At 60.2% G+C, this 21,130-nt stretch carries 19 protein-coding genes; 5 read left to right on the plus strand and 14 right to left on the minus strand.

Going from position 1 to position 21,130, the window contains the following annotated elements; translation table 11 throughout:
- Window positions 1–71 precede the first annotated feature (71 nt).
- Together FBY01_RS04610 and FBY01_RS04615 are read right to left on the minus strand one after the other, a co-directional pair.
- Window positions 72–935: a LysR family transcriptional regulator gene (locus FBY01_RS04610; RefSeq protein WP_010466752.1), complete on the minus strand. Its 864-nt coding sequence runs from the start codon at window positions 933–935 to the stop codon at window positions 72–74.
- A gap of 16 nt (window positions 936–951) precedes the next feature.
- Window positions 952–3,219: a heavy metal translocating P-type ATPase gene (locus tag FBY01_RS04615; RefSeq protein WP_145306675.1), complete on the minus strand. Its 2,268-nt coding sequence runs from the start codon at window positions 3,217–3,219 to the stop codon at window positions 952–954.
- Window positions 3,220–3,303: 84 nt separating this feature from the next.
- On the opposite strand from FBY01_RS04615, the gene cadR reads away from it, so the two are divergent.
- The gene (gene cadR / locus FBY01_RS04620) at window positions 3,304–3,753 is read left to right on the plus strand and encodes a Cd(II)/Pb(II)-responsive transcriptional regulator (protein WP_010466748.1); all 450 of its coding nucleotides are present in this window, start codon (window positions 3,304–3,306) and stop codon (window positions 3,751–3,753) included.
- 20 nt (window positions 3,754–3,773) lie between these two features.
- Here cadR and FBY01_RS04625 read toward each other — a convergent pair whose 3' ends face one another.
- From FBY01_RS04625 to FBY01_RS04640, 4 genes are all read right to left on the minus strand, one after another.
- On the minus strand, window positions 3,774–4,604 hold the full coding sequence (locus FBY01_RS04625; protein ID WP_145306674.1) for a hypothetical protein: 831 nt from the start codon (window positions 4,602–4,604) through the stop codon (window positions 3,774–3,776).
- Between the two features lie 150 nt (window positions 4,605–4,754).
- Window positions 4,755–5,726: a thymidylate synthase gene (locus tag FBY01_RS04630; protein ID WP_077747198.1), complete on the minus strand. Its 972-nt coding sequence runs from the start codon at window positions 5,724–5,726 to the stop codon at window positions 4,755–4,757.
- Between the two features lie 48 nt (window positions 5,727–5,774).
- Window positions 5,775–6,581 carry a prolipoprotein diacylglyceryl transferase gene (lgt, locus tag FBY01_RS04635; RefSeq protein ID WP_010466741.1) on the minus strand — a complete coding sequence of 269 codons (807 nt, stop codon included), beginning with the start codon at window positions 6,579–6,581 and terminating at the stop codon, window positions 5,775–5,777.
- 76 nt (window positions 6,582–6,657) lie between these two features.
- A complete protein-coding gene (locus tag FBY01_RS04640; RefSeq protein WP_077747197.1) occupies window positions 6,658–7,440 on the minus strand; it encodes a sulfite exporter TauE/SafE family protein in 783 nt (260 codons plus the stop codon).
- Between the two features lie 134 nt (window positions 7,441–7,574).
- Here FBY01_RS04640 and FBY01_RS04645 point away from each other — a divergent pair, with 134 nt between their 5' ends.
- Window positions 7,575–8,321 (plus strand): NRDE family protein, encoded by a 747-nt coding sequence (locus tag FBY01_RS04645; RefSeq protein ID WP_145306672.1) that lies wholly within the window; start codon window positions 7,575–7,577, stop codon window positions 8,319–8,321.
- Window positions 8,322–8,426: 105 nt separating this feature from the next.
- Here FBY01_RS04645 and ptsP read toward each other — a convergent pair whose 3' ends face one another.
- Window positions 8,427–10,706 (minus strand): phosphoenolpyruvate--protein phosphotransferase, encoded by a 2,280-nt coding sequence (ptsP, locus tag FBY01_RS04650; protein WP_010466735.1) that lies wholly within the window; start codon window positions 10,704–10,706, stop codon window positions 8,427–8,429.
- A 22-nt stretch (window positions 10,707–10,728) separates the two neighbouring features.
- Window positions 10,729–11,208, minus strand: coding sequence for an RNA pyrophosphohydrolase (locus tag FBY01_RS04655; RefSeq protein ID WP_007945562.1), 480 nt, complete (start codon window positions 11,206–11,208; stop codon window positions 10,729–10,731).
- Window positions 11,209–11,351: 143 nt separating this feature from the next.
- Here FBY01_RS04655 and FBY01_RS04660 point away from each other — a divergent pair, with 143 nt between their 5' ends.
- Window positions 11,352–12,008: an HAD family phosphatase gene (locus FBY01_RS04660; RefSeq protein WP_010466731.1), complete on the plus strand. Its 657-nt coding sequence runs from the start codon at window positions 11,352–11,354 to the stop codon at window positions 12,006–12,008.
- 120 nt (window positions 12,009–12,128) lie between these two features.
- Here FBY01_RS04660 and FBY01_RS04665 read toward each other — a convergent pair whose 3' ends face one another.
- Complete coding sequence (locus FBY01_RS04665) at window positions 12,129–12,554, minus strand: DUF2269 domain-containing protein (protein ID WP_145306670.1); 426 nt, start codon at window positions 12,552–12,554, stop codon at window positions 12,129–12,131.
- Between the two features lie 39 nt (window positions 12,555–12,593).
- Complete coding sequence (ilvA, locus tag FBY01_RS04670; protein WP_010466728.1) at window positions 12,594–14,108, minus strand: threonine ammonia-lyase, biosynthetic; 1,515 nt, start codon at window positions 14,106–14,108, stop codon at window positions 12,594–12,596.
- 301 nt (window positions 14,109–14,409) lie between these two features.
- Between ilvA and rpiA the strand changes: the two genes are divergently transcribed.
- Window positions 14,410–15,081 (plus strand): ribose-5-phosphate isomerase RpiA, encoded by a 672-nt coding sequence (gene rpiA, locus FBY01_RS04675; RefSeq protein WP_010466726.1) that lies wholly within the window; start codon window positions 14,410–14,412, stop codon window positions 15,079–15,081.
- A 123-nt stretch (window positions 15,082–15,204) separates the two neighbouring features.
- On the opposite strand, the gene FBY01_RS04680 is transcribed toward rpiA, so the two are convergent.
- The 4 genes from FBY01_RS04680 to FBY01_RS04695 form a co-directional block, all read right to left on the minus strand.
- Window positions 15,205–16,122: an SdiA-regulated domain-containing protein gene (locus FBY01_RS04680; RefSeq protein ID WP_010466724.1), complete on the minus strand. Its 918-nt coding sequence runs from the start codon at window positions 16,120–16,122 to the stop codon at window positions 15,205–15,207.
- A gap of 105 nt (window positions 16,123–16,227) precedes the next feature.
- The gene (locus FBY01_RS04685) at window positions 16,228–17,157 is read right to left on the minus strand and encodes an SdiA-regulated domain-containing protein (RefSeq protein ID WP_145306666.1); all 930 of its coding nucleotides are present in this window, start codon (window positions 17,155–17,157) and stop codon (window positions 16,228–16,230) included.
- Between the two features lie 254 nt (window positions 17,158–17,411).
- A complete protein-coding gene (locus tag FBY01_RS04690) occupies window positions 17,412–18,077 on the minus strand; it encodes a fumarylacetoacetate hydrolase family protein (protein WP_010466720.1) in 666 nt (221 codons plus the stop codon).
- A gap of 22 nt (window positions 18,078–18,099) precedes the next feature.
- A complete protein-coding gene (locus tag FBY01_RS04695; RefSeq protein ID WP_145306664.1) occupies window positions 18,100–19,494 on the minus strand; it encodes an FAD-binding oxidoreductase in 1,395 nt (464 codons plus the stop codon).
- Window positions 19,495–19,857: 363 nt separating this feature from the next.
- Here FBY01_RS04695 and serA point away from each other — a divergent pair, with 363 nt between their 5' ends.
- On the plus strand, window positions 19,858–21,087 hold the full coding sequence (gene serA / locus FBY01_RS04705) for a phosphoglycerate dehydrogenase (protein ID WP_010466716.1): 1,230 nt from the start codon (window positions 19,858–19,860) through the stop codon (window positions 21,085–21,087).
- Window positions 21,088–21,130: the final 43 nt, after the last annotated feature.

Here is a 21,130-nt window from a genome sequence, read left to right on the forward strand (position 1 = left end):
CTACAGGGGAATGCGACCACCTGTAGGAGCGAGGCTTGCCCGCGAAGGGGCCCTCACATTCAACACAAATCTCACGCGGGGGCCATTTCCTGCGCCAAACCCAGGAACGCCGCCGGCAACCGCGCGCCTTTGCGCTCCTTGAGGCAGTACAGATACTCCGGAATCTGCGGCGCATTCTCAATCGTCAGCACGCGCAATTGCGGGTCATGCGGCACTTCCTGTCGGGCAATGATGCTGATGCCGATGTTGCGCAGCACCGCCTCGCGAATCGATTCACGGCTGCCAATTTCCAGCAACGGCCCGAAACTCACCCCCGCGCTGGCCAGTAATTCTTCGGTCAGGCGTCGAGTGGTCGAGCCTGATTCGCGCATCAACAAGGTATGCCCGGCCAACGCGCTGAGCGGCACATGATCGTGCGCCGCCAGCGGATGGTTGCGATGCACCGCCAACACCAGCGGATCGCTGCCGAGCACCCGCCGAATCAGCCGCGCATCGTCGAGCAATTGTGACGACGCCGCGACATCCACCCGGTAATCCTCCAGCGCTTCCAGCACCTGCTGGGAATTGCCGATTTCCACCGACACTTCCACTTGCGGCAAGCGCTCGCGGAAAGTCTTCACCAGGTCGAGGATGTAATACGGCGCAGTAGCAGCAATGCGCAATGTGCCCTGGACCTGGCCACTGTTGCGCAGGAAAAACTCGATGTCGGCTTCCTGCTGCAACAGCGCCTTGACCATCGGCAACAGCCGCGCGCCTTCATCGCTGACGCTGAGGCGGCGGCCGCCACGGTAGAACAGCTCAACCGAATACTGGCTTTCCAGATGGCGGATCTGCGTGGTCACCGTGGGTTGGCTCAGGCCGAGCTTTTTCGCCGCCAGGGTAATGCTGCCCAGGCGGGCAACCATGTAAAACGCCTTCAGCTCGGCACTCAGCACACCCGTCCCTCATCGCTTACTTGCGCAGCAGGCGCAAACCGTTGAACACCACCAACAGGCTGACGCCCATGTCGGCGAACACCGCCATCCACATGGTGGCGATCCCGGCGAAGGTTACCCCAAGAAAGATCACCTTGATGACCAAAGCGAGGGCGATGTTCTGTTTGAGAATGGTCGAGGTTCGACGCGACAGGCGGATGAACGCAGGGATCTTGCGCAGATCGTCGTCCATCAGGGCGACATCGGCGGTCTCGATGGCGGTATCGGTACCGGCGGCGGCCATCGCGAAACCAATCTGTGCGCGGGCCAGCGCCGGCGCATCGTTGATGCCGTCGCCGACCATGCCAACACGATGGCCCTGTGCATAAAGTGCCTCGATGGCTTGCAGCTTGTCGTTGGGCAGCAGATCGCCCTTGGCCTCGTCGATGCCGACTTGCACGGCAATCGCCTGGGCGGTGTGGACATTGTCGCCGGTCAGCATCAGGGTTTTGATGCCCAGATCGTGCAGTTGCTGGATCGCTTCGCGGCTGGACTCTTTCACCGTGTCGGCCACGGCAAACAGCGCCAACGGGCCGGACTTGTCGAGCAACAGCACCACCGATTTGCCCTGTTTTTCCAGGGCAAACAGCTTCTCTTCCAGCGCAGGTGAACACAGGCCCAAATCTTCCACCAGGCGATGGTTACCCAAGTGGTAGACCTGACCGTTGATTTCCCCGCGTACACCGCGACCGCCCAGGGCTTCGAAGTTATCCACAACGAGCGGCGCGAATTGTTTATCCACAGCCGCATTGGCGATGGCCAAAGACACCGGGTGGTCCGAACGACCGGCCAGCGCTGCGGCAATCGCCGGGGCAGTGGCGTCTGCGGTGGGATCAAGCGACACATAATCGGTCTGCACCGGTTTGCCGTGGGTCAGGGTGCCGGTCTTGTCCAGGGCCAGGTAATCGAGTTTGTGGCCACCTTCCAGATAAACGCCGCCCTTCACCAGGATGCCTTTGCGTGCCGCCGCGGCGAGGCCACTGACGATGGTCACCGGAGTGGAAATCACCAACGCGCATGGGCAAGCGACCACCAGCAAGACCAACGCGCGGTAGATCCAGTCGAACCAGACGGCGCCCATAAACAGCGGCGGAATCACCGCCACGGCCAAGGCCAGCAGGAACACCGCCGGGGTATAGATTTTCGAGAACTGATCGACGAAGCGCTGGGTCGGCGCCCGTGCGCCCTGGGCCTGTTCCACGGCGTGGATGATCCGCGCCAGTGTGGAATTGTTCGCCGCTGCAGTGACGGAATACTCCAGCGAGCCTGCCTGGTTGATGGTGCCGGCGAAGACCTTATCGCCCACCGTCTTCTCGATCGGCAGACTTTCGCCGGTGATCGGCGCCTGATCGATGGTCGAACTGCCCGACACGACTTCGCCGTCCAGGCCAATCCGCTCGCCGGGACGCACCCGCACTCGCGCACCGAGTTCGATGGTTTTGACCTCTTGTGTGACCCAGCTGCCGTCGGCTTGCTGCACCGTCGCCTGTTCCGGGGTCATCTGCATCAAGCCGCCAATGGCGTTACGCGCCCGGTCCAGCGACTTGGCTTCGATCAACTCGGCCACGGTGAACAGGAACATCACCATCGCCGCTTCCGGCCATTGCCCGATCAGGATCGCGCCGGTGACTGCGATGCTCATCAACGCGTTGATGTTCAGGTTGAGGTTCTTGAGCGCGATCCAGCCCTTCTTGTAAGTGGTGAGGCCGCCACTGAGGATCGAAATCAGCGCGATGATCGCCACCACCCAGTCCGGCGCGGCGCTAGTGAAGTGGATCACTTCTGCCGCCAGCGCACCCACGCCGGACAGTGCCAGAGGCCACCAGTGCTTTTTCTCGGGGGTCGGCGCTGGCGCATCAGTGCCCTGTTCCATCGGTTCAGCCACCATGCCCAGCGACTTGATCGCCTCGATGATCGGCGCAGTGCTCGGCAGGTCATGGGTCACGCCCAGGACCCGATTGATCAGGTTGAATTCCAGTTGCTGGACCCCCGCAAGCTTGCCCAGTTTGTTCTGGATCAGCGTCTGCTCGGTCGGGCAGTCCATGGCGTCGATGCGGAAGCTGCTCAGCCGCGCGCCGTCGGTCGGCGTGTCGCTCAACTTGATCAGCGAAGGCGCTGCCGCCTTGGAGGAACAGCAGGAATCGCCGTGCCCGCCATGGTCATGCTTCTGCACAGGCTGCAGCTTGTGGCTGTGATCGTGATCGTGATCAGCCTCGGGTTTGTGGGTGTGAAGGGAATCGCTCATTGGTTGCGTCCATGAAGGTGCCTGTTGCCAAGTAAAGACCCTGTAGCCACTATAGGGTCAAGCACCCTTTTGGAGATTGCTGTCATGAAGATTGGAGAACTGGCGAAACTCACCGACTGCGCCGTCGAAACCATCCGCTACTACGAGCGCGAAAACCTGCTGCCGGAGCCCGCCCGCAGCGACGGCAACTACCGCGTCTACACTCAGGCCCACGCCGAACGCCTGACCTTCATCCGCAACTGCCGCACGCTCGACATGACCCTGGAGGAGATCCGCAGCCTGCTGGCCCTGCGCGACAGTCCGCAGGATCAGTGCGAAAGCGTGAACGCGTTGATCGACGAGCACATTCATCACGTGAAAGCGCGGATCGACGGATTGATGGCGTTACAGACGCAACTGCTCGACCTGCGCCAACGCTGTGGCGAGGGCCCGGACATTGATCAGTGCGGGATTTTGCAGCGGCTTGAAGTGAGTGGCGGGGTGGTGGCGACGGAAGTTGAGCATTCCCATGTCGGCAGGAGTCATGGGCATTAGCCCCATCGCCACATCAGCGACTAGATCAACTTGAATTCCAATATGCCTCGATGCCCCATGCCGTAACCGATGCCCGGGACCATGCCCGAGCCCAGAAAAAGGCTGCAGCGCAGGTGAACGGTCTCACCGCGATGCTTTTGATAGACAGAGGGCTCAATCCGAAACTTGAGGGGTGAATCGGGATTGACCGTCAACTTGCGCTGATAGTCTCTCCAGGCTCCGCCCTGCCCGCCATTCGCGCTACTTACCCAGAGCATTTCAATGGCGTTGTTTGTTCGCAGGTTTTCAATCCGCGGAATGGTCAGAACGACGCCATCGGGATGTGGGTCAATCTCCAGTAAGCCCTCAGAGACGCCCTCAATAGAAACCGGGCCGGTTTGAATCAGTGCCGGGGCGAAGGTCATGAGCAACGATGCAGAAGGTATAGCGCCCCCGCCTCTTTCGATGACAAAAATGACCTCGACCCGGTCTCCTTCAAACTGCCTTGCCGTGTCGTCGGGCACAACAAAATGCAACGGCATAAAACTCTGTACGGACTGCGGCTGCGACTGATAATTGCCCCCCGAACCGCCAAACGCCGCCCATTGCACTCGAACCTGATCGCCGATCTGAAATTCTCTATCGTTTACCGCCACGACCACTCGAAGTGAATCGACGAAGATCGGTGCGCCGGTGAAAACCTCCATGGGCACCACGCATCCCCATGGATCGAGGCCCGGAATGAAATGAAAGAGCCCCGACTGGCTTTCACAGCCAATGAACGGCGCTCCTGTCAATCCGGTCCTTAGAGGATTTGTGCCGAAATGTCGCTCCGAAAAGCCGTCCGTTCCACCGGCCGCAGTGTTATTCATGACAAGGCTCCTGAAATAAAAAGAGGGTGTTGCTGACCACGGCCTGATGGCCTCGTGATCAGTCAAACACCCTCTCATTTATTCGCCTACTGGCAGAAATGACAGTCAGGTAGAACCTTTTCTAATAAAACAGCCCTGCCCGTCAAACAATCAGACGGCCATCGGTGCCGTCATCGGCGCGTGATGCTGATACCCCTCAAGCGAGAAATCGCTCGGCTCGATCAACTCAAGCCACTCCGGCTGATACAAGCCGGTCTTGGCAAACTCCGGCACACGGTCACTGATCACCAGTTTCGGCATCGGGAACGGCTCGCGCTTGAGCTGTTCGTTGAGCATGTCCAAATGGTTTTCGTAAACGTGGGCATCACCGATGAAATAGGTGAACCAGCGCGGTGTGTAGCCGGTCAGTCGGCCGATCAGGCTCAGCAACGCGGCGCCTTCAGTGAGGTTGAACGGCGTGCCCAGGCCCAGGTCGTTGGAGCGGATGTAGAGCGTCAGGGAGATTTCCCTGGTCTCGACATTCGGGTGGAACTGGTACAGCAGGTGGCACGGCGGCAAAGCCATTTCATCGAGCTGGGCGACATTCCAGCCGTGGAACAGAATGCGGCGGCTGCCCGGGTCCTTGATGATGGTGTCGACGCACTGGCGGATCTGGTCGATCGCCTTGTACAGAACGACATAGGCCTGACCGTCTTCCTCGCCTTCGGCGATCTGACGATAACCCTGGCTCAGGGTCTGTTCGATAGCGGCCTGATTGCTGACCGGAATCTGCTTGTACGCCGGCCATTTGCGCCATTGCACGCCGTAGATTTCGCCAAGGTCGTCTTCACCCTGACGGAACGGATTGGCCAGCCACTGCGCGTTTTCGTTGGCGTTCTGATCCCAGACCTTGCAGCCCAGCGCGCGGAATTCGGCGGCGTTGTTCACGCCACGCAGGAAACCACACATCTCGCCGATGGCCGATTTGAAGGCCATCTTGCGCGTGGTGATCGCCGGGAAACCTTCTTTCAGGTCATAACGCAGCATCGCGCCCGGAAAGCTGATGGTGTTCACGCCGGTGCGGTTGGCTTGCTTGGTGCCGTTCTTGATGACGTGGGCGACCAGTTCGAGATATTGCTTCATGAATTACCTGTGTCCTTGAACCCGGGGCCGTCACCCCGGGATTCGAATTTATACGGCAGCCGCTGGAGTCGCCGGGGCGCGGTGATACGCCAGCCAGATCAGGAACAGCCCGCCAACGATCATCGGTACGCAGAGCACTTGGCCCATAGTCAGCCAGTTCCAGGCCAGATAGCCCAGTTGCGCGTCCGGTACGCGGACAAACTCCACGATGAAACGGAAGATGCCGTAGAACAGGGCAAACATCCCGGACACCGCCATGGTCGGCCGCGGCTTGCGCGAGAACAGCCAGAGAATGGCAAACAGGGCCACGCCTTCGAGCGCGAACTGGTACAGCTGCGACGGGTGACGCGCCAGTTGCGCCGGATCGGTCGGGAAGATCATCGCCCACGGCACGTCGGTCGCCTTACCCCACAACTCGGCGTTGATGAAGTTACCGATGCGCCCGGCACCCAGGCCGATCGGCACCATCGGCGCGACGAAATCCATCAGCTGGAAGAACGACTTGTTGTTCTTCTTGCCGAACCACAACGCCGCCAGCATCACGCCGATGAAGCCGCCATGGAACGACATGCCGCCCTTCCACACTTCGAAAATCAGTGTCGGGTTGGCCAGATAAGCGTTCAGATCGTAGAACAGCACATAGCCCAGGCGGCCGCCGACGATAACGCCCATCGACATCCAGAAGACCATGTCGGAAAGCTTTTCCTTGGTCCAGGTCGGGTCGAAACGGTTGAGCCGGCGCGATGCCAGCAGCCAGGCGCCGCCGATGCCGATCAGGTACATCAGACCGTACCAGTGGATTTTCAGCGGACCGATGGCCAGGGCCACCGGGTCGATCTGCGGGTAAGGCAGCATTGCGACTCCTTGTTGAAAGTTGAAACCAGAATTCCCGGGCGACGCTGCCACCTCAGGATTAAGCCAGCATTGCGAGCTAGAGCAGGAAGCTCAGGCCTACGCAGAACAGCAAAGCTGCGAACAGCCTTTTCAGCAACTTTGGCGACAGCCTGTGGGCCAGTCGCGCACCGAGACGGGCGAACACCATGCTGGTCAGGGCAATCCCCAGCAGCGCCGGCAAATAGATAAAACCGAGACTATGGGCCGGCAGCAAGGGATCGTGCCAGCCCAGAATCATGAAACTTGATGCACTGGCCAAGGCGATGGGCAGGCCGCAAGCCGACGAAGTCGCCACGGCTTGCTGCATCGGGACGCTGCGCCAGGTCAGGAACGGCACGGTCAACGAGCCGCCGCCAATGCCGAAAATCGCCGAGGCCCAGCCAATCACACTGCCGGCCACGGTGAGACCGAGTTTGCCGGGCACCGTTCGACTGGCCTTGGGTTTGACGTCCAGCGCCAGTTGCGCGGCGATGATCAGCGCAAACACACCGATGATTTTCTGCAGATTCGGGCCGGAGATCGCTTCGGCCGTCAGCGCCCCGAAACCGGCCCCCATCAGAATTCCGACGGTCATCCACACGAATATCGGCCAACGCACGGCGCCACGACGATGATGTTCGCGGACGGCATTGACCGACGTAAAGATGATCGTTGCCAGGGACGTGCCGACCGCCAGGTGGGTCAGGATCGACGCGTCGAAGCCCTGCAAGGTGAAACTGAACACCAGCACCGGGACGATGATGATCCCGCCACCTACCCCGAACAGCCCGGCCAGCACGCCTGCGCAGGCGCCCAGCGCCAGATAGAGCAGAAATTCCATGGACGATCTCAATGCTTAGGCAAAACCGGAGCGGCATGGTAACGGATGCGTGGCCTCGGGCTCCACTGCGGATGGCAATGGAACGACAGGCGACGACTGCGTAGAGTGGGCAAAAAACACACAAGGACCACCTTATGTGCCTGATTGTTTTTGCCTGGCGACCGGGTCACGCCCAGCCGCTGATCGTGGCGGCCAACCGCGATGAGTTCTATGCCCGGCCCAGCCAGCCCCTGGCGCAATGGCCGCACGCACCGCATGTCTACGCGGGTCTCGACCTCGAAGCCGGCGGCACCTGGCTCGGTATTGGTGCCAATGGGCGCTTTGCTGCGCTGACCAATATCCGTGATCCGAATCAGTCGCCATCGCGAAAATCCCGAGGTGAGCTGGTGGCGGGTTTTCTCTTGGGCAATATGCCAATTGATGATTACTTAAGCGACGTTGTCGGACGTTCGCTGGAATATGCCGGATTTAATCTGCTGATCGGCAATGCCAACGAGCTGTGGCACTTCAATGTGCGGGAGTCTGAGGCGGTGATGCTGGCGCCTGGGATTTATGGGCTGTCGAATGCCGGGCTGGATACGCCGTGGCCTAAATTGCTCAAGGCACGGGCGGCACTGGAGGAAGTGCTGGAGGATCCGCAGCCAGAGGCGTTACTGGCGTTGCTGAAAGATCCGCAGACCGCACCCTTCGCCGAGTTGCCGGATACCGGGGTGGGGTTGGCGACTGAGACGTTGCTGTCGAGTGTGTTTATTGCCAGTCCGACTTATGGGACGCGTGCGAGTACGGCGTTGATTGTTCAGGCGGATGGGGCGCGGCGGATGGTCGAACGGAGTTTCGGGCCGTATGGGGGGCATTTGGGGGAAGTGGAGATCTGGGTTTAGATTTTTGGAGTGTTCGAGGACGTCTTCGCGGGCAAGCCTCGCTCCTACAAGGGTCAGGTAATCCCTGTAGGAGCGAGGCTTGCCCGCGAAGGGGCCATCAGCCTTTTAGAGAGCCTTGACCACAGCCGGATTGACCATCCGCGCCAACCCAAGGTTTTTCAGCGCCAATTGCAGCGAGCTGTGGATCACTTGCGGGTTGTCGATGGTCATCAGTTCGGCCAGCAATTCCTGGGCCTTGCTCAGGTTGATCTGACGCAGCATCCACTTCACTTTCGGCAGGTTGGTGGCGTTCATCGACAGGCTGTCGAAGCCCATCGCCATCAACAGCACCGCCGCCGCCGGGTCACCGGCCATCTCGCCGCAAATGCTCACAGGCTTGCCTTCGGCGTGGGCATCACGCACCACGTTCTGCAACGCTTGCAGCACCGCCGGGTGCAGATAGTCGTAAAGGTCGGCTACACGCGGGTTGTTCCGGTCCACCGCGAGCAGATATTGAGTCAGGTCGTTGGAGCCGACCGACAGGAAGTCCACCTGCCGCGCCAGTTCCTTGGTCTGATACACCGCCGCCGGAATCTCGATCATCACGCCAATCGGCGGCATTGGCACGTCGGTGCCTTCGTCGCGGACTTCGCCCCATGCCCGGTGAATCAGGTGCAGGGCTTCTTCGAGTTCATGGGTGCCGGAGATCATCGGCAGCAGAATCCGCAGGTTGTTCAAGCCTTCGCTGGCCTTGAGCATGGCGCGGGTCTGCACCAGGAAGATTTCCGGGTGGTCGAGGGTAACGCGAATGCCGCGCCAGCCGAGGAACGGGTTGTCTTCCTTGATCGGGAAGTACGACAGCGACTTGTCGCCGCCGATGTCCAGGCTACGCATGGTGACCGGTTGCGGATGGAACGCGGCGAGTTGCTCGCGGTAGATCGCCAGTTGCTCCTTTTCGCTCGGGAACCTTTGGTTGATCATGAACGGCACTTCGGTGCGGTACAGACCGACCCCTTCGGCACCACGCTTCTGCGCTCGCGCCACGTCCGCCAGCAGACCGGTGTTTACCCACAGCGGCATGCGGTGGCCATCGAGGGTCACGCACGGCAAGTCGCGCAAAGAGTCCAGACCCAGCGCCAGTTGTTTCTCTTCTTCCACCACTTCGGCGAACTGCTTGCGCAGCACGTCGCTGGGGTTGGTGTAGACCTCGCCGCGATTACCATCGACGATCAATTCGATGCCGTCGACCTTGGCATAGGGCAGGTCGACCAGGCCCATCACCGTCGGGATGCCCATCGCCCGGGCGAGGATCGCGACGTGGGAGTTACCCGAACCGAGGACCGAGACCAGACCGACCAGCGTGCCTTCCGGCACCTCGCCGAGCATGGCCGGCGTCAGTTCTTCGCTGACCAGAATGGTTTTTTCCGGATAGACCAGATTCTGCTGACGCTCTTCCTGCAAGTAGGCGAGCAAACGGCGGCCAAGGTCCTTGACGTCCGAGGCGCGCTCACGCAGGTACGCGTCGTCCATCAATTCGAAACGGTTGACGTGCTCGGTGACCACCTGACGCAACGCACCCTGGGCCCACTGACCGGTCTTGATCACCGTGGTCACTTCGTTACCCAGCGCTTCGTCGGCGAGCATCATCAGGTAGACGTCGAACAAGGCCCGCTCTTCGGGGCGCAGCTGCGAGGCCAATTTGGCGGACAAGGCACGCATGTCGGCGCGAACGCCTTCGATGGCGGTCTTGAACAGCCCGAGTTCGGCGGCGATATCGGAGATGGTCTTGTCGGGCACCACGTCCAGGTCGGCCGGCGGCAGCATGACCACCGCGGTCCCGACCGCCGCACCCGGCGAACCCGGTACACCGACGAACTTGGCTTCCTGAATGCCTTTGCCCTGACGGCCCAGGCCACGGATCGAACCGGTGGCTTCGGCGTGGGCGATAACGCCGGCGAGCTGCGCGCTCATGGTCACGAGGAAGGCTTCTTCACCTTCATCGAACTGGCGGCGTTCTTTTTGCTGAATGACCAACACGCCGACGACGCGGCGGTGGTGAATGATCGGCGCCCCGAGGAAGGAGGCGTAGCGCTCCTCGCCCGTCTCGGCGAAGTAGCGGTAGCGCGGGTGATCCGCGGCGTTTTCGAGGTTCAGGGGTTCTTCACGCGTGCCGACCAGGCCAACCAGACCTTCGTTGGGTGCCATGCTGACTTTGCCGATCGAGCGCTTGTTCAAGCCCTCGGTCGCCATCAGCACGAAGCGGTTGGTCTCGGGGTCAAGCAGGTAGACCGAGCAGACCTGGCTGCCCATGGCCTCTTTGACGCGCAACACAATAATCCCCAACGCCGCCTTGAGATCCTTGGCGGAGTTAACTTCCTGGACGATCTTGCGCAGCGTATTGAGCATGGCTCGGGGTCGAACTCCGTCGTCAGTCGCGCGTTAAAAGGCGCGGGGCAAGCTCTTTGAGAGCGCGTCGATACACCTCGCGCTTGAATGTCACCACCTGGCCCAACGGATACCAATAACTGACCCAGCGCCAGCCATCGAACTCCGGTTTACCGGTCAAATCCATCCGCACCCGCTGCTCGTTGGAGATCAGGCGCAGGAGAAACCATTTCTGTTTCTGGCCGATGCACAGCGGTTGGCTGTGTGTTCTGACCAGACGTTGCGGCAAACGATAGCGCAACCAGCCCCGGGTGCAGGCGAGAATTTCAACATCTTCGCGCTCAAGACCCACTTCTTCGTTCAACTCGCGGTACAAGGCGTCTTCCGGCGTCTCCTGGGGGTTGATCCCGCCCTGTGGAAACTGCCAGGCATCTTGATTGATACGGCGAGCCCATAGCACCTGTCCGGCATCATTCGTGAGAATGATCCCGACATTGGGGCGGAAACCATCGGGGTCGATCACGGCAACAACCTCGCAAACGCATGTCGCCGCATTGTTCCACAAAGGTTGTGAAGGCAGCAACGAGCCGACCTACCTTATGTGCACTCTTGTGAAAAGTCCGTATTCTGGACGCCTTTCTACAGACTTTTCAGCGAGTAACTGCAATGCGGCTGGCTTTATTCGACTTGGACAACACGCTTTTGGGCGGCGACAGTGACCACGCCTGGGGCGATTACCTGTGCGAGCGCGGCTTCCTCGATGCCGTCGCCTACAAGGCACGCAACGACGAGTTCTATCAGGATTACCTGGCCGGCAAGCTGGATAACGATGCTTATCTGAACTTTTGCCTGGAAGTCCTCGGCCGCACCGAGATGGCCACATTGGATCAATGGCACCTGGATTACATGCGCGATTGCATTGAGCCGATTGTGCTGCCCAAGGCTATCGATTTGCTGGCCAAGCACCGCGAGGCTGGCGACAAATTGGTGATCATCACCGCGACCAACCGCTTCGTCACCGGGCCGATTGCCCAACGTCTGGGGGTTGAAACCCTGATCGCCACGGAATGCGAGATGGTTGATGGCCGTTATACCGGGCGCAGCACCGATGTTCCGTGCTTCCGCGAAGGCAAGGTCACGCGGTTGAATCGTTGGCTGGAAGAGACCGGGCATTCGCTGGAAGACAGCTATTTCTACAGCGACTCGATGAATGATTTTGCGTTGCTGGAGCAAGTGGCGAATCCGGTGGCGGTCGATCCTGATCCGAATTTGCGCGCCGAGGCCGAGCAGCGTGGCTGGCCGGTAATTTCGTTGCGCGACTGAAATTGCTTTCGCGGGCAAGCCTCGCGCCTACAGGATTTGTGGTGGTAGCCGACTACAGACTCGACACATCACCTGTAGGAGCGAGGCTTGCCCGCGAAGGGATCGCCTCGGTTTCAAGCCTTAAACCGGCTTGGCGCCCATCAACCCCGCAATGGCGATAAAGCAGACAAAGCTGAACAGCGCGAGAGCAACGGTGAACTTGCCGCTGCCGCCCGGCGCAGTACGCAGCTTGTTCAGCCGCACCAACAACCAGAACCACCCCAACGCTGCCAGGGTGTAAAGCACACTCGACGCGAGCAACCACGTCTGCCCCAACGGCCAGCCCACCAGATGCACCATCCACCAGCCGGTGAATGGCATGCTCAGCAGCGCCAGGCCCATCAACAGCCAAACGAACACCCGAGGCCGTTGCAACGTGCGCGCTGCAGCAGTCGCATCACCACGACGCCGCGTTTGCCAAAACCATATCCCCAAGCCCAGCGCACAGCCCAACAATATTGCCGTCGCCGCGGTGTGCGCCATTTTCAGGGCGGTTAACGTTTCCATTGTTCGACTTCCTTAGAGACTGCCCATCAGCGTAGCCGCTCAGCCGAGAAACAACTGATAGGCCGGATTGTCGCTTTCATCCCAGTACGGGTAACCGATTTCCTCAAGCGCCGCAGGAACCAGATGACGTTCGTCGTGAGGCACTTGCAAGCCCGCGACCACACGGCCATCCGCCGCGCCGTGGTTGCGGTAGTGGAACATCGAGATGTTCCAGCGCCCGCCGAGCTTGTTGAGGAAGTTGAACAGCGCACCCGGACGTTCCGGGAATTCAAAGCGCAGCACCACTTCATCGACGACCTGGGCCGCGCGGCCACCGACCATGTGACGTATGTGCAACTTGGCCAGTTCGTTATCGGTCAGGTCCAGCACCGGGAAACCCTGCTCGCTGAGGCTGGCGATCAGCGCACTGCGCGGGTCGGTTTCCGGGTGCGTCTGCACGCCGACGAAGATATGCGCTTCGCTGCCAGTGTTGTAGCGGTAGTTGAATTCGGTGATCTGGCGCTTGCCGATGGCTTCGCAGAACGCCTTGAAGCTGCCCGGTTTCTCGGGGATGGTCACGGCGATGATCGCCTCGCGACCCTCGCCCAGCTCGGCGCGCTCGGCAACGTGGCGCAAGCGGTCGAAGTTGACGTTGGCGCCGGAATCGATGGCGACAAAGGTGTGCCCGGTGACACCGCGTTGCTCGACGTACTTCTTGATCCCGGCCACGCCCAGGGCGCCGGCAGGTTCGGTGATCGAGCGGGTATCGTCGTAGATGTCCTTGATCGCCGCGCAGATTTCGTCGGTGCTGACGGTGATCACTTCATCGACGTAGTCTTTGCAGATATCGAAGGTGTGCTGACCGATCTGCGCCACCGCGACACCATCGGCGAACAGGCCCACGGTCGGCAGCACCACGCGCTCGCCGGCCGCCATGGCCGCTTGCAGGCAGTTGGAATCGTCCGGTTCGACGCCGATGATTTTGATTTCAGGGCGCAGGTATTTCACATACGCCGCGATCCCGGCGATCAACCCGCCGCCGCCCACCGGAACGAAGATCGCATCCAGACGCCCGGGGTGCTGGCGCAGAATCTCCATCGCCACGGTGCCCTGCCCGGCAATAGTGTGGGGATCGTCGTAAGGATGAATGTAGACGTAGCCTTTTTCGTCGACCAGTTTGAGCGAGTAGGCCAGGGCTTCCGGGAACGAATCGCCGTGCAGCACGACTTTGCCGCCACGGGAGCGCACGCCTTCGACCTTGATTTCCGGGGTGGTCTTGGGCATGACGATGGTGGCTTTCACGCCCAGCACTTTTGCCGCCAGGGCCAGGCCCTGCGCGTGGTTGCCCGCCGAGGCGGTGACCACACCGCGAGCGCGCTCTTCATCGCTCAACTGCGTCAACTTGTTGTAGGCGCCGCGAATCTTGAACGAGAACACCGGCTGCAAGTCTTCACGCTTGAGCCAAATGGAATTGCCCAGCCGCTCGGAGAGCTGGCGAGCAGTCTGCAACGGGGTTTCTACGGCAACGTCATAAACGCGCGAGGTGAGGATCTTTTTGACGTACTGTTCGAGCATCGGAAAGCATCACTGAGCGGGTTGGGCAGGGCCAAGGAGTCTAACCCGGCTTTCGGCCGGACGACCACACTAAACAGGTGGTTTTACCGTCCATGGAAGGGATCATGAACCTGTGGGAGCGAGGCTTGCCCGCGAAGAGGCCGTCACATCCAACATAAATGTTGGCGGTACGATCGCTTTCGCGGGCAAGCCTCGCTCCTACAGGTAAAGGTCGGGGCCCGCCAATCGGGCAATGACCTTCCCTGCCCCGAAGCCTATAATGCTGGCCTTTCGTTCCCTCCTTCGGCACCTCGGAGCCCGCATGACCCAGGATCAACTCAAACAGGCAGTGGCTCAGGCCGCCGTCGACTTCATCCTCCCGAAACTCGACGACAAGAGCATTGTCGGGGTCGGCACCGGCTCCACCGCCAACTGCTTCATCGACGCCCTGGCCAAGCACAAAGGCGCGTTTGACGGCGCGGTCGCCAGCTCCGAAGCCACCGCCGCTCGTCTCAAGGGCCACGGCATTCCGGTGTATGAGCTGAACACCGTCAGCGACCTGGAGTTTTATGTCGACGGCGCCGATGAAAGCGACGAGCACCTGAACTTGATCAAGGGCGGCGGCGCGGCCCTGACTCGCGAGAAAATTGTCGCGGCCGTGGCCAAGACCTTCATCTGCATCGCCGACGCCAGCAAACTGGTGCCGGTGCTCGGCGCGTTCCCGCTGCCGGTCGAAGTGATCCCGATGGCCCGCAGCCATGTGGCCCGCGAGCTGGTGAAGCTCGGCGGCGACCCGGTCTACCGTGAAGGCGTGTTGACCGACAACGGCAACATCATCCTCGACGTGTTCAACATGCAGATCACCAACCCGGTGGAGCTGGAGGCGCAGATCAACGCCATTGTGGGCGTGGTCACCAATGGTTTGTTCGCGGCGCGTCCGGCGGATTTGCTGCTGCTGGGCACTAGCGAAGGCGTGAAAACCCTCAAGGCCTGACCCCGCACTCCCCCGCAGGAGCGAAGCTTGCTCGCGAAGAGGCCGTAACAATCGACAGCGATGTTGAATGTGACGGCCTCTTCGCGAGCAAGCTTCGCTCCTACAATTGGTTTGCGGTGTTTGTTAGTTCTGCGCTGGTTTTTTGAAGACGTAGAACAGGTTCGGCTCGCTCACCAGGTACATCGTGCCATCGTCATCCATGGCGATGCCTTCCGCTTGCGGCACGGTCTTCTGCAACCCCTGTCGCCCCTTGCTCAGCGACATGGTGCTCAGCGGTCGCCCGTCCACATCCAGTTCCAGAATCAGCCGCGACTCGTCGGACAGCGCCAGCAAATGGCCGCTGCGCTCGTCGTATTGCAGGCTCGACAGGTCTCGCACGAACATCCCGGCATCGCGCTTGGGGTTGTTGACCACGTGCACCGCGTAGGATTTCTCCGGGTTGTAATGCGGGAAGCCCTGCACTTCGTAGATCAGCATCGGGTCGCGCTCTTTGGCGACGAACAGGCGCTTGCCCACCGAATCGTAAGCCAGGCCTTCGAAACCCTTGTTGCCGCTCATGTGCACGCCGAGGGTCATCTGCTCGGCGTCCGCCGCGTCGAGGAACGTCGTGTCCTTATCCAGATGAATCTTGATCAGCCGCTGCTGGCGTTCATCGGTGATCACGTATGTGTCGGCGCTGATGAACTCCACCGCCTCCGGATCACCGAAGCCGACCAGCGAAATGCGTCGGACGATCCGCCCGTCCAGCGACAGCTCGATCAGCTCGGCGTTTTTGTTGGTGACGGTAAACAGGCTTTTGCGCACCGGATCGAAGGTCAGCGCCGACACGTCGTCGTTCAGCCCGTCAATGACCCGGGCTTCGATCTCCACCCGGTATTGATCCAGGCCGATGGACTCGCTGCTTAAAGGTTGCCAGAGGGTGTGCAGGTTGAACCAGGCGCGCTCGAACAGACGCATGTATTGGCCAACCGCAATCAGCGCGACCAGTGCAATGACTGTCAGGATCAAAATAAGGGGTTTGGGACGGGCAAGTCGGCGCATTCAGGCGGGCTCGGAAACAGAAACAGGCGGATGAAATATCACGCCTGTATGAATTCAAGCTTAATGGCCAGTTGCCTTTGACCACAACGCCTGGATTCTGAGCGCCTATTTCTGCTTTTCGAAACGGTAGAACAAGTTCGGCTCACTCACCATGTACAGCGTGCCCGCCTCGTCCATGGTCACGCCTTCGGCGCGCGGAATGGTCTTCTTCAAGCCGTTGAAGCCGCCCAGCAAGGTCATGAAGCTGACCTGCTCGCCCTTCTCGTCCAGTTCCAGCAACAAGTGGGAATCGGCGGACAGCACCAGGGTGTGGCCTGTGCGCGGGTCGATGGCCAGTCCCGAGAGGTTGCGGATGTCCAGTTCGTCATTGGCGAGTTTCTGCTTGTCGCCCTTGAGGGTCTGGCTGCCGTCGCTTTTCCAGCTGAACAGCGCCGGCGGACGCTCCTCACCCAGGAGGATTTGCTGATTGCGCGGGTCATAGACGATGGCTTCGAAGGCCTTGTTCTGGTCTTTCGAAGGGCCGAGGTCGTATTTAGGGAAGTTGGCGATGTTCAGTTCACGCGTGTCGGCATCGACCTTGACGATGGAGAGCATATGCTCACGCTCATCGACGATGGCCAGCAGACCATTGCCCATCATGGTCAGGCCTTCAGGGTTGCTCCAGCCCACCAGCGGCATCTTGCGCAGGACATCGCCTTGCAAGGTCAGCTCAACGAGGAACGGGTTTTTGCCCATGACCGAAAACAGGGTTTTGGTGTGCGGGTTGTAGGCCAGGTCCGACGCTTCGTCCTTCTCCATGCCCGGCAGCAGCTTGGCGTCGATCACTGCGCGGTAATCCGGTAGCCAGATACTTTCCAGACGCTCGGCCGGGCTTTCAAAACGCTCATGCAGCCAGAGCACACCGCGATCGTCCCAATGCATCGCAAAGGCGAGGCCATAAACGGCGACGGCCACCAGCAAAAGCCAGGAATACCAACGCATGACAAAGCGCGAGCGGCGGGCAGTTTTGACAGTGGGCAGCGGTCGGGTGGCCATTCAGGATGCGTTCCAGAAATTCAGGCTACGGGTAATAGCACAATTGGGACCGGCTCAGACGCCGGAATCCGCGGAATTATCCAGACAAGATGTGAAAAAAACGGGAAATGGCGGGATTGCCCTTCTGCGGGCCACTACAAACCGATGTCGGAGCGAGCCTGCTCGCGATGAGGGCGTGTCAGTCAACAGAGATATCGAATGACAGGCCGGTATCGCGAGCAGGCTCACGCCTACCGGGTTTTGCGGTGTTTGGGTTAACGGACGCTGCTGGTGAAACTGCTCGCGCCGGACAGTTCGATCACCAGTTCATCACCGACATTCAGCGGGCCAACGCCCACTGGCGTGCCGGTCAGGATCACGTCCCCGGCCTGCAGCGAGAAGCAACCGGCCATGTGCTGGATCATCGGCACGATCGGGTTGAGCATGGCGCTGCTGTTGCCATCCTGGCGCACTTCGCCATTGATGGTCAGGCGGATGCCGATGTCAGTCAGGTCGGCAAAGGTGCTGCCGGACACGAACGGCGCAATCACCGCCGCGCCGTCGAAGGACTTGGCGATTTCCCACGGCAGGCCCTTGGATTTCAGCTCGGCCTGCTTGTCGCGCAACGTCAGGTCCAGGGCCGGGGCGAAACCGGAAATCGCATCCAGCACTTCTTCACGGCTTGGCTTGGTCGACAACGGCTTGCCGATCAACACCGCGATTTCCGCTTCGTAATGCACCGAACCGCGCTCGGTCGGAATGCTGAAACCGCCTTCCAGCGGCACCACGCAACTGCCTGGCTTGATGAACAGCAGCGGCTCGGTAGGCACCGGATTGTCCAGTTCCTTGGCGTGTTCGGCGTAGTTGCGGCCAATGCACACCACTTTCCCCAGCGGGAAGTGAATACGCGTACCGTCGACATACTGGTGCTGATAGCTCATTACCGACTCCTGTTCCGTTGATTCAAACAGCGAAGATTTTGCCCGGGTTCATGATGCCGTTCGGGTCGAACACCGCCTTGACGGCTTTCATGTATTCGATCTCGACCGGCGAGCGGCTGTAGGTCAAGTAATCACGCTTGGTCATGCCCACGCCGTGTTCGGCGGAAATCGAGCCGTTGTACTTCTCGACGGTTTCGAACACCCGCTTGTTGACGGTGGCGCACTTGGCGAAGAACTCGTCCTTGCTCAGGTTTTCCGGCTTGAGGATGTTCAAGTGCAGGTTGCCGTCGCCGATGTGGCCGAACCAGACGATTTCGAAATCCGGGTAGTGTTCGCCGACAATCGCGTCGATTTCCTTCAGGAATGCCGGGACTTTCGACACGGTGACCGAAATGTCGTTCTTGTATGGCGTCCAGTGGGAAATGGTTTCGGAAATGTATTCGCGTAGTTTCCACAGGTTCTGCAGCTGGGTTTCGCTCTGGCTCATAACGCCGTCCAGCACCCAGCCCTGCTCGACGCAGTGCTCAAAGGTTTCCAGGGCGTGGTTGGCCACTTCTTCGGTGGTCGCTTCGAATTCCAGCAGCGCGTAGAACGGGCAATCGGTTTCAAACGCCGCCGGCACGTCGCCGCGGGCCATGACCTTGGCCAGGGCCTTGTCGGAGAAGAACTCGAAGGCGGTCAGGTCGAGTTTGCTCTGGAACGCGTGCAGCACCGGCATGATCGAGTCGAAATCGGCGGTGCCGAGGACCATCGCGGTGAGGTTTTTCGGCGCACGGTCCAGGCGCATGGTCGCTTCGACGACAAAACCGAGGGTGCCTTCGGCGCCGATGAACAGCTGACGCAGGTCGTAGCCGGTGGCGTTCTTGATCAGGTCGCGGTTCAGTTCCAGCAGATCGCCCTTGCCGGTGACGACTTTCATGCCGGCTACCCAGTTGCGGGTCATGCCGTAGCGAATCACTTTGATTCCGCCGGCATTGGTGCCGATATTGCCGCCAATCTGGCTCGAACCCGCCGACGCGAAATCCACCGGGTAATACAGGCCTTTTTCTTCAGCCACGTTCTGCAGATGCTCGGTGACCACGCCTGGCTGGCACACCGCCGTGCGGTCGGTCAGGTTCACGTCGAGAATCTGGTTCATGTAGTCGAACGACACGACCACTTCACCATTGGCCGCCACCGCAGCGGCGGAAAGACCGGTACGACCGCCGGACGGCACCAGCGCCACCTTGTGCGTGTTGGCCCAACGGACAATGGCCTGGACCTGCTCGATGGTCTTGGGGAACACGATGGCGGTCGGGGCCGGGGCGAAATGCTTGGTCCAATCCTTGCCATAAGTATTCAGGGAGTCGGCGTCGGTCAACACCTTGCCAGGCTCAACCAGGGTCTTCAGCTCATCAATCAGGGCAGGATTGGTCATCGACAGAACTCTCGAACAATTCATGGTCATCCTGAGAACGCTTCACGTCGCAGGAATGAGTGTTTAGCGGGGTGCGTATGCTAGCATACCGACCCCGCAGGGTAGTGCCCAACGGCTATTCTGCGGTGACGGCATTCTTGCCGTCCGGGTCAGCGTTATGTGCCCTGTTTTATACGTACGATCCTCTTTTGGCGAGTGGCTGTTGTCGTCAGGCAAGGCGCCGCGACGAGTCATGGCCCGCTATGGCGAGGAGCGGCAACGCAGCATGACGGCAACAGACGCCGTCAAAAAGGATCAGTACGTATAAGACAGGGCACCCTGACTATTTCCTGCCATTTTTCTCCGGGATACAGGTTTACGCAGATGAGCAAGACTTCTCTCGATAAGAGCAAGATCAAGTTCCTTCTTCTCGAAGGCGTCCACCAATCGGCTGTCGACGTCCTCAAGTCGGCGGGCTACACCAGCATCGAGTACCTCACTGGTTCTCTGCCGGAAGCCCAGCTGAAGGAAAAGATCGCTGATGCGCACTTCATCGGCATTCGCTCTCGCACTCAACTGACCGAAGAGATCTTCGATCACGCGAAGAAGCTCGTGGCTGTGGGGTGTTTCTGCATCGGCACCAACCAGGTCGACCTGAACGCGGCGCGCGAACGCGGCATCGCGGTGTTCAACGCGCCGTACTCCAACACTCGCTCCGTTGCCGAGCTGGTGCTGGCCGAAGCGATCCTGTTGCTGCGCGGCATTCCTGAGAAAAACGCATCCTGCCACCGTGGCGGCTGGATCAAGAGCGCGGCCAACTCCTTCGAGATCCGCGGCAAGAAGCTGGGCATCGTCGGTTACGGCTCGATCGGCACGCAATTGTCGGTCCTGGCGGAAGGCCTGGGCATGCAGGTGTACTTCTACGATACCGTGACCAAGCTGCCATTGGGCAATGCAACCCAGGTCGGTAACCTGACCGAGCTGCTGGGCATGTCCGACATCGTTACCCTGCACGTTCCGGAAACCGCGGCGACCCAGTGGATGATCGGCGAGAAGGAAATCCGCGCCATCAAGAAGGGCGGAATTCTGATCAACGCCGCACGCGGCACCGTGGTCGAACTGGACGCCCTGGCGGACGCGATCAAGGACAAGCACCTGATCGGCGCGGCCATCGACGTGTTCCCGGTGGAGCCACGCTCCAACGACGAAGAGTTCGAAAGCCCGCTGCGTGGCCTGGACAACGTGATCCTGACCCCGCACATCGGTGGTTCCACCGCCGAGGCGCAGGCCAACATCGGCCTGGAAGTGGCAGAAAAGCTGGTCAAGTACAGCGACAATGGCACCTCGGTTTCGTCCGTGAACTTCCCGGAAGTGGCCCTGCCGGCTCACCCTGGCAAGCACCGCCTGCTGCACATCCACCAGAACATTCCGGGTGTGATGAGCGAGATCAACAAGGTCTTCGCCGAAAACGGCATCAACATCTCCGGTCAGTTCCTGCAGACCAACGAGAAAGTCGGCTACGTGGTCATCGACGTAGACGCCGATTACTCGGAAATCGCCCAGGAGAAACTGCAGCACATCAACGGCACTATTCGTTGCCGCGTGTTGTTCTGACAGTGACTTGAGCGACAAAAAAAGGAGCCCTTCGGGGCTCCTT

Origin of the sequence: Pseudomonas sp. SJZ077 (assembly GCF_007993905.1) — a bacterium.
Lineage (GTDB): Bacteria > Pseudomonadota > Gammaproteobacteria > Pseudomonadales > Pseudomonadaceae > Aquipseudomonas > Aquipseudomonas mandelii.